Raw genomic sequence first — 14555 nt, 5'->3', positions numbered from 1 at the left:
TCGGCGTTGTTACTCCCTGGCCAAGCTCTCGACGTGCAACTGCAATTGCTCATTCGAGAGGGCATCCAACAGGCGGGTTCCGGTCGAGTAGCGGGCCTCACGGTAGAGTCGCCGCGCAAACTCGGAGCGGTTCGGGCCTTCGTAGGCTATCAGCCGGCGAGCCAGAGAGCGGACGAGACGATCGTTTCGCGCCATACGGCCACGCTCGAAGATCCCTACGAGTTCATCCTCGCCGAGTGGCTTCGATGCCTGATGCAGGATTCCGCCAAGGACCGACTCCCGCACCCAAGTGCGTCGCAGCGCATTCCGGAGGCCGCCCAGGACACGACTGTCGGGCAGATCTGGGAAACGCAGGGAAACCAGGTCGGGAAAGATCATGGTGGACAGGAATGTCCAGACACCATCGTGAGCAGCGTCGGCAGGGACGATGTTCATGTGCTCGAACAACACCCGTCCGAGCTCTCTATCGAAGTTGGCTACCCCTTGTCGTCGCAGGGTTGAGCCACTGAGCCAGACTGACATGACTCCCATGACGTCGTGTCGGAGTCGCTCCAGTTGGCTTGGGCGAATCGGTGTACCCCCAGTGGGGACAGTGCTGGCGCGATCGTGTTCGAAGCTGATGAGCTCCACCATCTCCGCTTGGCTGTGGGTTTGACGCATCAAGGCCAGTCGGTGTAGCCCATCGGCATCCGACATGCGGGGATATACATATCTCACGTTGTCTCCCAAGGCCTGAATGCGCTTTGCAGCATCAACTCGAAAGAAACGAGGTCGTGGTCGATGAGCCGGATGCAGGTAACCAAATCCGTCCCGAGCGCGTCGCTGGCCATCTCTTGCGCGACCTGTCCAATCGTTCCTTCTTCCCAATCTGCCATCAGCTCTGAGTCGGAAGGCTTTAGACGCGCTACGGCATGCATCAGTTGGCGGGCGACGTCAAGTTGCAGAAACCGGAAGATGTGTGAGTCATCACCCGATTCGAGCAGGCTCGCTGATGAGGCATGATCTTGGTTGATGAACAAGCGCGTGGCTGAAACGAACCTTGAGTCCAAGGAGATGGGATTCACCTGTAACGACCAGAGCCCATCTTCGTAGGCCAAGGAGCGAAACGAGACAACCTCGACCGGAAACCGTGACCCGTGACCTTCGAGTGTCAGCCGGGTCGAGGCGCTGCTATGAAGGTATGCCCCAGCTTGTGTGGCCAGTTCGCCCAACTTGGTGCGGTAGGTCTTGTGCCAGCACCAAATGACACTGCAGATTGATCTGCTCGGCCACAGAACCAGCCGGCACATCGACTCTGATGGGAGAAGGGCCATTCAAGAACGCGCGGCCGGGCTCTGAAGCAGTTATGCGGCGGTTGGTGGCTGCGCAGTCGACTGTAGCGGTGAAGCACACTTGATCGGCATTGTCCAAATGGGTGGATTCGAACAGAGGTAACCATTCGACGCTGGGCCGGAGTTCCAACTGCAACGTGGATTGGTAATCCCAACTGGGAAGAGTATCTCCCACTGGAGCAAACGGCTGCCCATCGACGCTGACATTCCAGTCGCCCCAGGTCACTGAGCCCTCGCACGCAGTCCGATACGGCATGATCCGCAGTGTCATATGGCTTCAACCCCCAGTTGGACGTCGACAGCCAAGTCATGGCGCGCCATGATCCGGAGCCAGGCGTTGCCGCCGGGAGGCAGGTAACAAAACTCGTTGTCTTCGAAAAGCGCTCCCGTGGGATGATCCGACCACCCAATGACCCGTGCAACATCTGGATCGTGTTCCCGGGCTCCGTCGACTCCAACGCTGACCATTGCATGGATACGTGCGGCAGTTGCGGAGCCGGCGTCCAACTCGATCAAGGCGGCCATGTGACGAAATGTGCCTTCGCGGGTCAACGTCTGGACGTCGATCACCCGTGCACGCGGTTTCACGACTCGAGGCCGGGATGGTCTACGCGTTTTCGCGGCCTTGCCGGTTGACAACGGTCGAGTCCCACATGCGGTGCCCAAGAGGCCAGCCAACCTATCGGCAAGAGCGGCAGCCGACGGAGTCTCGCCGGTGGTATTGGCCAGAGGCTGAAATGGGCGCAGGAAATCGGTGACAGCTGCTCGCGTTTTGCCTAAAGCCTGATTCACGTACGTGCTACCAGGACGAGGCAGAAGCTTTGGCTGCCAGTCATCGTGTGCTGGAGGTTCGGCTTCGGCGAAGAACTCCTCCACCTGCGGTGTGCACTTGAAAACACCCGCCCAGTGGAAGCCATCGACGTCCAGAACCGGGAATTCTTGGTACTTCACGACCAGTTCTGCCTCGTGGCGCATATAGCAGACGTGATGAGCCGGTGGCGTCAGCCCAGAAGGTTGCCCGAGAGAGATCGGCGCCTTCGTCAGGGCCAAATGACCCACTGTTTCGGCCGGTCTTTGTGTCTTCAGGGCGTGGACTTTGACGTTGAATTGACTTTGTGGCGTCTCTCCGCTTTGTTGAGCACGAACCGCGCGAAGGCAATCGACGAAAGGCTGCAGGAACGGAATCGTCTCGGGCTTGGGGATTTCCACCTCAATGTCTTCGAAGCGCAAGTTGATGGCCATGTTGGGACGTCGATGATCAGGCACCAACTTCGGCCACAAGTGCTCCACGACCTTGTTCCGAATCGCCTCCATCATCTGCAGGGGAGTACCCTCGGTAAGGATCGGATCAATGATCATGATGGATGTGCCTGATTCGTTCGGGCCATAGCGTGCACGAAAAAACCGCTCTCCCAAACGCTGTGCCATGGGCCCCTTCAGGGGTTCGATTCGTTGGTTGTCGGCTTGCACTCCCCACCAGTGCCGACCGGTGTACCGTTGCCGGTTGATCTCGAAGTTGTCGCCGATACCGCAGGCGATAAGCCGATGCTCCAAACCGTGGGGTTCGCGTGCCCTTGTCCAATAAACGGCAGTCTGCGCCCTGCTTGCAGTGAATGCGACGGTCTTACCGAACCCGTAGGTGCCTGCACCCAAGGCGTCTGGCGGCGCTCCAACATTCAGAACCAAGTCTATGTAGTTCCTGGAAACCCCCGGCGGGATCACCACATCATTTCGGGTTGGTCCCGTCAGTCCCCAAGTTCCGCGGTCGGATACCTCGAGCACCATCAGGTTCTTCTTGGCGAGGGACGCAGCCAAGGGTAACCGTGAGGCTCCGCTGCCCAAGGCGCTTCGCAACACCTCCAGTTCCGAGGATGCCAAAGATCGCAGATGAATCGTGTAGGAAAGATCCGAACTCGGAAGTCGCGCATCCCAACTGTTCTGTGCGGTTTCTCGAACGAACAACTCGGTTAGGTCGAGAGCCGGGGAGCCCAGCAGCTTCAGCGTGCCCGCGCCATCTATGTCACCGGGGCCATAGGGTTTCGCGAACCAGTCCAAGCGTGGAGCCAAGCCAGTGTTGAGAATAACCACGGGTTCATCCTCCCCATCGTCTCCGACAAGCAATTCGTCCGCTAGCACTGTAGAATAGAACGCTTGCTCGACCTGAGTCCTTTGCTCTGTGGGTCACGCTGCATCCCCATCTCGCTCGATCCAATGGGACAGAAATGCGCGAATCTCGTCCTCCCCGGTGTGGTCTGCCGATCCGGTCAGGGTCAAGTCATAGGAGACGTGTGAGATAGCCATTCGCCTGGTCGGGTCGATATCGGCAGCCCGCAGACTCGGGAAGTCGGGTGTGACGCGCCAGTGGAAGCACTCACGTACCAGGATCGGTTCCGTTGACTGTCCGCTACCGTAGTCATAGCCCGCCTGCTGAACCCGTTCGATCAGGTGACGTTGGGGAGCGCCCGCTGCCAAGGCCTTTTCCACTCGCTCATCGAGCGTTTGGCCGCGGTCATCCTCGCTGACCTGGATGAGCAATAGATCGAGGGACTCCAAACCCTCGGGGTCCAGCTGGGCAGCGTTCGAAACACGTATGGTCGACGCGTCGACGCTTCGAGTGGTCTTGACTTCCAACGCCCGCCCGTGACTCAAGAAGTCTTGGGGACTGCCAAGGGGGCCTTGCCAGATATCTACCGCCCTAAGAGGCGAGTGCTGAGCCAAGAGCTGAAGAACATGCAACTCGCCGTGAAGGCCCAAGATTTCTTCGAATCCGAGAGAACCTCGCTCTCGCTCCAGGAGATATCTCCAGTCGTCGAGAGTTCGCTGACACACCGTTGCGGGATCATCTCCCTCCTTCAAACGCGTGACGACATCTTCAGCCAACTGTTCGAACATTCGTCCGAGGGATGGGGTTCGGCAGTGCAGATCGACGTAGCGAGCCGGGTTCTCATTGGTGCCGTACGTGCTCTCGACAACCACTACGTGCTTGCTGCGGCGATCCTCTTCGGTTTTTGCACCTCCTATAGGGAGCAGGAGGTGGAGGCCATTCACGGCATCGACACCCACCAAGACTGGTCCGGCGGGTAGAGCCATATCGAGCTCGCGCGTCTTGAGTTCGAACTGTCGTGCGGTGGATCCGAAGGCGGTCAAGTACAGGAAGGCGTCCGCGATGTTGGTCATATCAGTCATCTTCCAGATCTTCGGCGCGAATCTCGCTCGACTTCTCGGTGTCGACCGGGAGGTCGAGATCGTCGGGGGCATCGGACCATTCCGGGTGCACCGAGTAGTACTTGGCGTCAAATCGGTCCGCCTCTTCCGACGCCAAAGGAAATACCAGCCCCAGTCCGATGACCTCGTCCGCTGCGGCCATCTCGCGGCGCGTACCGTACAGCTTTGCGGACTGACGCGGGGTCGACGCTGGGTTGAGTGGTACTACCAGCAGCAGCCCTGATCGGCCTTCACTGGACTGTCGGCGGATCTGTTCGTGCGACTTTCCGTCGGCCAGGGCCATGTTCACTTTGTCGCGGGGAATGTCAGCCGTCCAGTCGGACGCGGATAAGAGTGCTTTGATGTTCGCGACTCCAGCCTTTGAACTCTTCAGTGGGGCACGATTTGTTCTGGTCACCAAGTCCGGCAGGCCCAGATCGAGGCTTCCTGCGACACCCTTGTGACTCTGAGAAGGCTCCAGGATCACCACGTTCCAAGGGATCTCCGGCGCTACTCGTTTGAGCCACCCAGCTACGAGATCACTGGTAAGCGAAGGTTGATCCGGGTGAAACTCGTACTGCTCAATGAAGCGCGCCACCTCGTTGGCGCTCACACCACGTGCGACCCAACGGTCATTCACTTCGGGGTCCCGTGCGAAACTTGTGACTCCCACGCGAGCGATGAAATCGCGGGTCGCCTGCAGGTTTTTGGCCAGTTTGTCGGCATTCTTCTCGAAGAGAATGAAGGTCTGCTTCCGTTGACCCGAGAAAGACACGCGAACCGGTACTGCAGCGCCCATCTTTCCGGTGATTTCCAAACGGCCGGGATGGGTTCTCACCCTGACGCCGAACTGTTCAGGGGTAAGGCCCAACTCCTGCATGGTGCGCATGTCCCGGCGGATCTCTTCTTCTATGAGTGCCAAGAACTGGAAGTCATTCTCCAGGTCCGAGGGCATCCAGATTCGAGGGAGATCCTCATAGCCGCCTCGGTACCCGAACCAGCGTCCCATTTGCATCAAAGTGTCGTAGGTACTGGCGGACCTGATGAAGTACGACACAACCAACCCCTCCAGTGTTAGGCCCCGGGAAAGCGTTGCTCCGCCGATCGCGATCACAGTCAAGGGTTCCTCTGAGTCATAGCTGAGGCGAAGATCGGAGCTGCCGTTGTCGACAACGACCAATGTCTCGTCTATCACTGAGGGCAACATCGGAGCGACCTCGCTCCAGCTGGGGATTCGCTCCGTGGCCACCTCTCTGGCGCGGTCGATCTCGGCATGAAATAAGCGCTCGAACTCGCCGTCCGCCAGATCTACGTCGTCCAAGAATTGCTGAACGCGATCGCGCATGAGGAAATGCGGGTCCACGTAGTGCGTGGTGTGGATGAGCATGGAGCTGTGCTTCTGGTGCCCCCGCAGTCGACGAATGGCCGTGGCCAGGAGGAACCAGCGGATGGCGTCCTCCAAGGACGCGGGGAGCTCTGGATCGAAGAGCTTCCGCTCTTCGGCTGTCAGGCCGCTGACTCTGAGGCTCTCCTCTTCCTCCTCGGTGACATGGCGGATCATGTCGAGGCCATCGTCCGGATCGTCCGCGTTGTCCAGCGCTTGGCGTCCGAAAAGGCGTTCGGCGCCGAAGTAGTTATCGGAGCGAGGAATCTCGGAAATGAAATCGGAAGGGTAAACGTCCGCTTCATCCGCCGGATCCATGAAGACGTTGGCATACGGCGTCGCTGTGTAACCCACGTAAGTACCGGTTTTGACTGCGCCCCAGATCTCCGCCACCAGACGGTTGATCGCAGTCCTTTCGGCTTGGAGCTTCGCGCCATTTGGGGTTGCTTGGTCCGCTTCGTCATCGATGATCAGAACGGCGTTACGTTCGCGAACATCGACGGGTGCGTCCAGTAGCCAATCTCGGAGCCTGCTCAGACGAGAGGGGTTCTTCTTGACTACGGCAATCATGGGCTTCTTCGTCCCACCCAGGAGATCTGCCTCTGCCCGCCCGAAGTCCTCATCCCGAGTAGTTAGCTTGATCCAACCCTGACCGCAGAGATCATCTTCGAGGCGTCCCTGAGTCTGGCGGCGCAAGTTGTTGTGGAGCCCCGCCAACACGATCACCAGTCTGTATCCGGCATCGGCCGCCTTGGCCATCACAGCTGTGTAGTTACCGGTCTTCCCCGCTTGAACGTAACCGAGAACAAGCCCCTTCTTCTTGAGGCCCCTAATGCGGGGATTCGCCAGTTGGCTGACAACAGCGGTGGATTCCACATCCAAGCTCGAAACGAAGTCAGCGCCCGAAGACTCCAAGCGCTGTTTCAGGCGGGGCCAGTAGATATCGCCTTCGACTGGGCCTATATACCAGTTGTGGATTCTGGCTTCATCCTCCACTTCGGCCCTTTGCACAGTGGGAAGCTGTTGCAGAGTCTTGTTCTTCCGCGCTTCCTGCTCGAGAGTCTCTGCAGCCTCTTGGATCGGGGTTTGGTCGGGCGGCAACCCCTGCAGCCCCTTGAATGTCGATGCGACTGCTTGGTCCAAAGTTTCACCGTGCCGACGCATTCGCCCCTTGAGAATGTCGATCAGGAACTGCTCATCCATTTGTGGCTCCAACGTCGTGCCGTATCTTGAGAGTGGTTCTCCTTACTCCACTAATACACGGGTGTGACAGAAATGGGAACGGGAGTTATCGGCATGGATGCCTCTGCTTGGTTAGGGCACTCGTGCTGCCTTGGAGCGACGCTGGCTTCTCACTTCAACTGCTGTGCCAATGCCTTCTTCGCCTTGGACGCCCGCCGCGCCAGATAACCGGCAGTAACCACCGATGCCGCCGCTCCCATGCCGACCCAGTTCTTCCACTGGGCACGAGACCGGTAGTCGTGTATCGGCCAACTGTGCAGCTCGGCCACCTCGCGCAGCGCGGCGTCCGGGTTCACCGCATGCGGATTGCCGACCAACTCCAACATCCCCAGATCGTTGATCGAGTCGGAGTAAGCGTGGCTGGCGGCTGCATCGATGCCGCGCTCGGCTATCAACTCCTCGACCGCCTTGGCCTTCTGCGCCCCATGCAGAAAGTTGTCCATCTGGCCGGTGTAGACGTCGTTTTCGTCGCGTTCGGCCAAGGTTCCCATCGCACCGGTGAAACCGAAACGGTCGGCGATGATTCGGGCCACCTCGACGGGGGAGGCGGTCATGATCCAGACCTCATGACCGGCAGCCAGATGGGCATCGGCGAGCTCGTGCACCCCGGGCCAGATTCGGTCCGACAGCTTCGCCTCGAAAACCTCGGCGACGAGTTCTTCCAGGTCAGCGGCTTTCGTGCCGGTGATCGAGTCCAGGAAGTTCTGCCGCACGAAGTTGGCGCCGTTCATATCCTCGCGGCCCTGCACCCGAAACTGCGCCTCCAGCAACAACCCGTGCGCCATCTTGCGGGTGGAGAAATAGCCCCGCCGGTACATGGCAGTGGCGACATGCACCAGACAGGTACCCCGAACCAAGGTGTTGTCCAGGTCGAAGAAAGCGCCGATCGCCATGCCAGAAAACTTACACGTCCCACCCGAACCCTCGAGGCCCGAATCCGGCCCCATTCATCGCGCGGGTAAATGAGCCAGCACCAACGCCAAGGCGTCCTCGGCGCTCTCGTGTTCCCACACCCGAACCACCGTCCAGCCCAGTGCGGTGAGGTGTTCGGTGGTGTCCCGGTCGCGTTCGACGTTGCCGGTCAGCTTCTGCTCCCACCACGTGCTGTTGCGCGTGGGCCGGGTGGCGTGTTCCGGGCAGCCGTGCCAGAAGCAGCCGTCCACGAACACCGCCACCTTCGGGCCCGGGAACAACAGATCCGCGCGACGCCTCGGCATGCCCGGCAGGGCGGCGTCCACCCGATACCGATATCCCATCCGGTGCAGGGCACGACGCAGCGCCAACTCGGGCCCGGTGTCACGCGTCTTCTGCCGTGACATCCGCGCCGAGGTGGCGGCATCGGTCACCGGCGGTTCCATGCTCTCCATCATCACCAACCGGCCCACCCTGTGCCACGCCTGCTGCAACCAGCGCAGCAGTCACGGCCCGAGATCACCCACGTGGCATACAGTGCCCGGGTGAGCGAACCCCGGGTCTTGGTCATGGTCAGAGACAACTGCCACCTGTGCGAGGTGGCACTCGAGGTGATCGCAGAAGTCTGCACCCCGCGCGGCATCACCTGGCAGACCAAGGACATCGACGCCGACGTCGAACTGCGCCGCCGCTTCACCGACCAAGTACCGGTCACCTTCGTCGACGGTGAGCAGCACGACATCTGGCGGGTCGATCCCGAACGCCTGGCCGCTGCCCTCGATCGACCCACCGGGCGATAACAGCGCACATTCCACCCGACGAACCACTTTGTGTATTTCTTCACAAGCCCTTAGGTTGAGAGGCGTCATCTCGTCGAGGAGGGCCGTTGACAGACAGCGCGCCGACTGCACCGCCGATTCCGGCGGCGACGATCACCCGCCTCCCGTTGTACCAACGGGCCTTGGCTGCCCTTGACCCCGACGCCACCGTCAACTCGGCCGAACTGGCCGAAGCGACCGGCGTCAATCCCGCCCAGGTGCGCAAAGACCTGTCCGTTCTGGGCCTCCACGGCACCCGTGGGGTCGGCTATGTGGCCGGCACCCTGCTCGCCGAACTGTCCGAGCACACCGGCGCCGACGTGATCCACCCGCTGATCGTGGCCGGCATGGGCAACCTCGGCCTGGCGGTGGCGAACCACGCCGGACGGGGCCTGCAGGGCTTCAAAGTGGTGGCCGCCTTCGACATCGACCCCAAGCTCATCGGACGCACCTTCCGGGTCGGGGACGGCACCGTCACGGTTCGCCATCCGAGCGACCTGCCCACCATCGTGGCGCAGACCGGGGCGGTGCTCGCCGTCGTCGCAACCCCGCCGTCGGCGGCCCAGCAGGTCTGTGACGATTTGATTGCCGCGGGAATCACTGGAATCCTGAACTTCTCAGCCACTCCCGTCCGGGTAGCCCCTGGGGTACATATCCGAGATGTCGACTTGGCCCAAGAACTACAGATTCTCGCCTACCATGAGCATCGTGCCCATCCCGGTGCCGGCCGGGAGGAAGTGAATATTCGGTGAGCATTCTCGCGGTCAGCCTCTCTCACAGATCTGCGTCGATCGACCTCCTCGGACGAGTGTCGATGGACGCTGCGGACGGCGAGAAGCTCACCACCGCACTGCTCGACAGCGACGTGATCAACGAAGCCGTCGTGGTATCCACCTGCAACCGCACCGAGCTCTACCTCGATGTCACCCGCTTCCACGGCGGCCTCGACGACGCAATCTCCGAACTCGCCTCGATCAGCGGGCTCGACGTCGGCGACGTCACCGCCGGCTGTCGGGTTTTCTACGACGGCGCCGCGGTCGGGCACCTCTTCCAAGTCGCCAGCGGGCTCGACTCGATGGTGGTCGGCGAAAGCCAGATCCTGGGCCAGGTGCGCGAGGCGTTGACCCGCGCCCAGGCCATCGGCTCGGTCGGTTCGGCCCTCAACGCCCTCTTCCAGCAGGGCCTGCGGGTCGGTAAGAAGGTCCAGACCGCCACCGGCATCGGTGGTGCCGGACGCTCCCTGATCACCGCCGCGGTCAGCGCGCTGGCCGGCGACGGCGTCAGCCTGGCCGACCGCCAGGTGCTGGTGCTCGGCGCCGGTTCGATGGCCACCCTCGCCGCGCACACCGTCACCGACGTCGGCGGACGGGTCACCCTGGTCAACCGCACCCACGACAAGGCCGTCCGGTTGGCCGAACAGGTCGGTGGCCGAGCCCGTCCGATGGCCGAACTCGAACAAGCCCTGGCCGAAGCCGATGTACTGATCACCTGCACCGGCGCCCGCGGCCGAGTACTGCACGCCGACCAGATCGGCACCCACATCATCGGTGCGATCGACCTCGCCCTGCCCGCCGACATCGACGAGTCGGTCGGTGAGCAGATCCCGTTGGTGAACCTGCGCCGCCTGATGACCCAGGATCTGGACGAGACCACCGCCGCCGAGGTCGCCGCCGCCCGCCAGTTGGTGGCCGACGAGGTGACCGCCTTCCTGTCGGCGCGCCGCGCCGCCCAGGTCACCCCCACCGTGGTCGCCCTGCGCACCATGGCCACCGAGGTGATGGACACCGAACTCGAACGTCTGCACCGCCGCGCCGGTGACCTCACCGACGCCCAGCGTGCCGAGGTGGAGATCACCATGCACCGCATCGTCGACAAACTGCTGCACCGCCCCACCGTGCGGGTGAAGCAGTTCGCCGGTGACGAGGTGGTCGACTACGCCGCAGCCCTGCGGGATTTGTTCGCATTGGACCAACAAGCCGTCGAGGCGGTCAGCCGGGCACCGGAGGTGCCGTGACGGCTCGACCCACGGAGATTTCATGCTGATCAGGGTTGGCGCTCGACGCTCCCCGCTGGCCCGCGCCCAAGCGGACAGCATCGCCGACATGCTCCGGGCAGCCGGCCACGACATCGAGATGGTCGGCATCACCACCGAGGGTGACACCGATCGTCGCCACCTGACCGAGATCGGCGGCACAGGGGTATTCGCGATCGCGGTACGCGACCGACTGCGCGACAAAACCATCGACGTGGCGGTGCACTCCCTCAAAGACCTGCCCACCGCCGAAGCCCCGGGCCTCGACATCGCCGCCATCCCCGAACGTGCCCCCGTGCACGACGTGGTGGTCGGCACCCCGCTGGCCGAGCTGGCCGGTAAACGGGTCGGTACCGGATCCCCGCGCCGCGCCGCGCAGCTGCGCGAGTACTCCCGCAGCAGTGGCATCGATTTCGAGATTGTGCCGATCCGCGGCAACGTCGACACCCGCCTCGACCTGGTCGCCCACGGCGAGCTGGACGCGGTGCTGCTGGCCGCCGCCGGCGTCCATCGCCTCGGCTATCTGCACGACGGCGACCGGCTGACCGTCCGCGATCTACAGGCCCACGCCCTCGACCTTTCGGTGATGCTGCCGGCGGCCGGCCAGGGTGCCCTCGGTGTCGAAATCCGGGCCGACGATGAGGCCCTCCGCGAGGCGGTCTTACCGATCGATGACCCCACCGCCAGGGCAACTGCCGTAGCCGAACGCGCATTCCTCAATACCCTCGAAGCCGGATGCCTCGCACCGGTGGGGGTGGCTGCCCGACTGGAAAGTGGGCATGATAAGGGCCATGATTTACACATGAGCGCGGTTATCGCTGTTGATTCACCGGCCGGTGAGTCGATGGTTCGGGTAACTGGTCGCGGCACTGCTACCGACGCATCCGGCGCCGGGCAACGGCTGGCCGAGGAGGCTCTGACCGAAATCGGTCCGGTACGACAACTACATCCCAAGACCCCCGGTCTGTAGCAGCAAGACGAAAGAGGCAAACGTGAGCGCTAATCCGGCATCGACCCCCTCACCGCTGACGACTGCCACGCCTGCCCCGCGCGGACGGGTGATCTTCGTCGGAACCGGTCCGGGAGATCCCGATCTGCTCACGCTCGGTGCCGTCGCCGCGCTGGCCGATGCCAGTGCGGTGGTGATCGAGGACGAGGAACTCACCTCCATCCTGGAACACCCCGCTGTCAAGGTGAACCCCAAGGCCGAAGTGCAGGTGATCACCCCGCGCTCCAACCAGCGCCAGCTCACCCCGCTGCAACGCGCCCGCGCCGTACTGAACCACGCCCGGGACGGTTCCCGCGTGGTGCGTCTGGTCAAGGGCGACCCGTTCATGGACGCCGGAGTGGCCGAGGAAGCCGCCGAATGCGTCAAGGGCGGCATCGAGTTCGAGATCGTCCCCGGGGTCTCCAGCCTCACCGCGGTACCCGAATACGCCGGCATCTCGCTGAACACCGTCGACGGCATGCACTTCGTCACCGTGGGGGAGAGCTTCACCAAGAGCCAGGCCGCCCACTGGGCCCTGGCCGGCACCCTGGTGATCAACGCCCGGGCCGGCATGGTCGGTGAGATCGCCGCCGCCACCGCCCTGGCCGGACGCGTCAGCGATGACCCGGCGATGGTGATCATCTCCGGTGGCTCCACCGCCCAGACCACCATCCCGTCCACCTTGGCGCAGTTGGCCGACGCGGTCGCCGCGGCCGGGGTCGACGAGAATGCCCACGTCCATCTGGTGATCGGCCCCGGCGTGGCCGGCAACGACCAGGAACTGTCGTGGTACGAATCCAAGCCGCTGTTCGGCTGGCGGGTGCTGGTGCCACGCACCAAGGACCAGGCCGGCCCGATGACCAACCGGCTGCGCTCCTACGGTGCGTCCTCGGAAGAAGTACCGACCATCTCGGTCGAGCCGCCGCGCTCACCCCAGCAGATGGAGAAGGCGATCCGCGGGCTGGTCGAGGGCCGCTACGAATGGGTCGCGTTCACCTCGGTCAACGCGGTCAAGGCGGTGCGCGAACGTTTCGAGGCCGTCGGCCTGGACGCCCGCGACTTCTCCGGCCTGAAGGTCGCCGCGGTGGGCCGCACCACCGCCAAGTCGCTGCAGGACTGGGGCATCGAACCCGACCTGATCCCGGTCGGTGACCAGTCGGCGGCCGGCCTGGCTGCGGAGTTCCCGCCCTACGACGAGGTGCTCGACCCGATCAACCGGGTCTTCCTGCCGCGGGCCGATATCGCCACCGAAACCCTGTCGGCGGCCCTGGTCGAACTCGGCTGGGAGGTCGAGGACATCACCGCCTACCGCACCGTGCGGGCCTCGCCGCCCCCGGCGCCGATCCGCGAAGCGATCAAGACCGGCAAGTTCGACGCGGTGGTCTTCACCTCGTCGTCGACGGTGCGCAACCTGGTCGGCATCGCCGGCAAGCCGCATGCCACCACCGTGATCGCCGCGATCGGCCCGCAGACCGCGAAGACCTGCTCCGAACACGGCCTGCGGGTGGACGTGATGGCCGCCGAACCGAGCGCCCTGGAACTGGCCGACGCCCTGGCCAGCTTCGCCGCCGAACGCCGCGACGAGTTCATCGCCAACGGAACACCGGTGCTGCGCCCCTCGCAGACGCGAGCCCGCGGCCGGCGTCGTTCCTGAGGTGGTCATGTCCCTGCCGCACCGTCCCCGCAGGCTGCGCGCCAACCCCGCGATCCGTGGCCTGGTCGCCGAAACCTCCCTGGCACCCCGGCAGTTGATCCTGCCGGTCTTCGTCGCCGAGGGCATCACCGAGCCCCGGCCGATCTCGTCCATGCCCGGGGTCGTCCAGCACACCCTGGACAGCCTGAAACGGGCCGCGGCCGACTCGGTTGAGGCCGGTCTGGGCGGCATCATGCTGTTCGGGGTGCCCGAGCAGAAGGACGCCGAGGGCTCCGGCGCCACCGACCCCGACGGGATCCTGGCCGAGGGTCTGCGCGCGGTACGCGCCGAGGTCGGTGACGACTTGGTGGTGATGAGCGACGTTTGCCTCGACGAGTTCACCGACCACGGCCACTGCGGGCTGCTCACCGACGACGGCACCGTCGACAACGACCACACCCTCGACAAGTACGTCGAGATGGCCCTGCTGCACGCCGAGTGCGGCGTCCACATGGTCGGTCCGTCCGGCATGATGGACGGTCAGGTCGACGCGATCCGCCGCGGCCTGGACGGGGCCGGACGCACCGATGTGGCGATCCTGGCCTACACCGCGAAATACGCCTCGGCCTTCTATGGGCCCTTCCGCGAGGCCGTCGCGTCCACCCTCACCGGTGACCGCAAGACCTACCAGCAAGACCCGGCCAACGTCCGCGAATCGATGCACGAGGCCGAACTCGACGTCGCCGAGGGTGCCGACGTGATCATGGTCAAACCCGCCCTGGGCTACCTGGACGTGATCACCCGACTGCGCGCCGAACACCACCTGCCGATCGCGGCCTACAACGTGTCGGGGGAGTACTCGATGATCGAAGCTGCCGCCGAACGCGGCTGGCTCGACCGCGACCGCACCATCGACGAATCCCTGCTCTCGATCCGCCGGGCCGGCGCCGACCTGATCCTGACCTACTGGGCCCTCGAATGGGCCCGCCGGCACCGTTCGTAACCAGAAGG

At 63.3% G+C, this 14555-nt stretch carries 13 protein-coding genes; 6 read left to right on the top strand and 7 right to left on the bottom strand.

Annotated elements, in window-relative coordinates; translation table 11 throughout:
- Positions 1-9 precede the first annotated feature (9 nt).
- From ACR4XW_RS15870 to ACR4XW_RS09495, 7 genes are all read right to left on the bottom strand, one after another.
- The gene (locus tag ACR4XW_RS15870) at positions 10-633 is read right to left on the bottom strand and encodes a DUF6339 family protein (RefSeq protein WP_491777771.1); all 624 of its coding nucleotides are present in this window, start codon (positions 631-633) and stop codon (positions 10-12) included.
- A gap of 80 nt (positions 634-713) precedes the next feature.
- The gene (locus tag ACR4XW_RS09520; protein ID WP_434760314.1) at positions 714-1097 is read right to left on the bottom strand and encodes a hypothetical protein; all 384 of its coding nucleotides are present in this window, start codon (positions 1095-1097) and stop codon (positions 714-716) included.
- A 501-nt stretch (positions 1098-1598) separates the two neighbouring features.
- A complete protein-coding gene (locus ACR4XW_RS09515; protein WP_434760313.1) occupies positions 1599-3386 on the bottom strand; it encodes a hypothetical protein in 1788 nt (595 codons plus the stop codon).
- A gap of 126 nt (positions 3387-3512) precedes the next feature.
- Positions 3513-4508 carry a PD-(D/E)XK motif protein gene (locus ACR4XW_RS09510; RefSeq protein ID WP_434760312.1) on the bottom strand — a complete coding sequence of 332 codons (996 nt, stop codon included), beginning with the start codon at positions 4506-4508 and terminating at the stop codon, positions 3513-3515.
- 1 nt (position 4509) lies between these two features.
- Positions 4510-7122, bottom strand: a complete 2613-nt coding sequence (locus ACR4XW_RS09505; RefSeq protein ID WP_434760311.1) for a Z1 domain-containing protein — start codon at positions 7120-7122, stop codon at positions 4510-4512.
- A 149-nt stretch (positions 7123-7271) separates the two neighbouring features.
- The gene (locus ACR4XW_RS09500) at positions 7272-8054 is read right to left on the bottom strand and encodes an HAD family hydrolase (RefSeq protein ID WP_434760310.1); all 783 of its coding nucleotides are present in this window, start codon (positions 8052-8054) and stop codon (positions 7272-7274) included.
- Between the two features lie 54 nt (positions 8055-8108).
- Positions 8109-8519 carry a very short patch repair endonuclease gene (locus tag ACR4XW_RS09495; protein WP_434760309.1) on the bottom strand — a complete coding sequence of 137 codons (411 nt, stop codon included), beginning with the start codon at positions 8517-8519 and terminating at the stop codon, positions 8109-8111.
- 99 nt (positions 8520-8618) lie between these two features.
- On the opposite strand from ACR4XW_RS09495, the gene ACR4XW_RS09490 reads away from it, so the two are divergent.
- From ACR4XW_RS09490 to hemB, 6 genes are all read left to right on the top strand, one after another.
- Positions 8619-8873 carry a glutaredoxin family protein gene (locus ACR4XW_RS09490; protein ID WP_434760308.1) on the top strand — a complete coding sequence of 85 codons (255 nt, stop codon included), beginning with the start codon at positions 8619-8621 and terminating at the stop codon, positions 8871-8873.
- Positions 8874-8959: 86 nt separating this feature from the next.
- Positions 8960-9643: a redox-sensing transcriptional repressor Rex gene (locus ACR4XW_RS09485; protein WP_434760307.1), complete on the top strand. Its 684-nt coding sequence runs from the start codon at positions 8960-8962 to the stop codon at positions 9641-9643.
- Positions 9640-10905: a glutamyl-tRNA reductase gene (locus tag ACR4XW_RS09480; protein ID WP_434760306.1), complete on the top strand. Its 1266-nt coding sequence runs from the start codon at positions 9640-9642 to the stop codon at positions 10903-10905. The genes ACR4XW_RS09485 and ACR4XW_RS09480 overlap by 4 nt, the downstream gene beginning before the upstream one ends.
- Before the next feature lie 22 nt (positions 10906-10927).
- A complete protein-coding gene (hemC, locus tag ACR4XW_RS09475) occupies positions 10928-11893 on the top strand; it encodes a hydroxymethylbilane synthase (RefSeq protein WP_434760305.1) in 966 nt (321 codons plus the stop codon).
- Between the two features lie 22 nt (positions 11894-11915).
- Positions 11916-13565: a bifunctional uroporphyrinogen-III C-methyltransferase/uroporphyrinogen-III synthase gene (locus ACR4XW_RS09470; RefSeq protein WP_434760304.1), complete on the top strand. Its 1650-nt coding sequence runs from the start codon at positions 11916-11918 to the stop codon at positions 13563-13565.
- A gap of 7 nt (positions 13566-13572) precedes the next feature.
- Positions 13573-14547 (top strand): porphobilinogen synthase, encoded by a 975-nt coding sequence (hemB, locus tag ACR4XW_RS09465; RefSeq protein ID WP_434760303.1) that lies wholly within the window; start codon positions 13573-13575, stop codon positions 14545-14547.
- The last annotated feature ends 8 nt before the right edge of the window (positions 14548-14555 follow it).

Source organism: Pseudenemella bisphenolivorans (assembly GCF_051133435.1).
In the GTDB taxonomy this organism is placed as follows: Bacteria; Actinomycetota; Actinomycetes; order Propionibacteriales; family Propionibacteriaceae; genus JAAYAO01.
The sequence above is the reverse complement of the archived record's forward strand: the minus strand, read 5'-3'. Positions and strand labels throughout refer to the sequence as shown.

Excerpts from the sequence above, each read along its gene's own strand:
- hemB (WP_434760303.1), top strand. The coding sequence starts at position 13,573 with ATGTCCCTGCCGCACCGTCCCCGCAGGCTGCGCGCCAACCCCGCGATC.
- hemC (WP_434760305.1), top strand. The coding sequence starts at position 10,928 with ATGCTGATCAGGGTTGGCGCTCGACGCTCCCCGCTGGCCCGCGCCCAA.
- ACR4XW_RS09495 (WP_434760309.1), bottom strand. The coding sequence starts at position 8,519 with ATGGAACCGCCGGTGACCGATGCCGCCACCTCGGCGCGGATGTCACGG.
- ACR4XW_RS15870 (WP_491777771.1), bottom strand. The coding sequence starts at position 633 with ATGGTGGAGCTCATCAGCTTCGAACACGATCGCGCCAGCACTGTCCCC.
- ACR4XW_RS09510 (WP_434760312.1), bottom strand. The coding sequence starts at position 4,508 with ATGACCAACATCGCGGACGCCTTCCTGTACTTGACCGCCTTCGGATCC.
- ACR4XW_RS09505 (WP_434760311.1), bottom strand. The coding sequence starts at position 7,122 with ATGGATGAGCAGTTCCTGATCGACATTCTCAAGGGGCGAATGCGTCGG.
- ACR4XW_RS09500 (WP_434760310.1), bottom strand. The coding sequence starts at position 8,054 with ATGGCGATCGGCGCTTTCTTCGACCTGGACAACACCTTGGTTCGGGGT.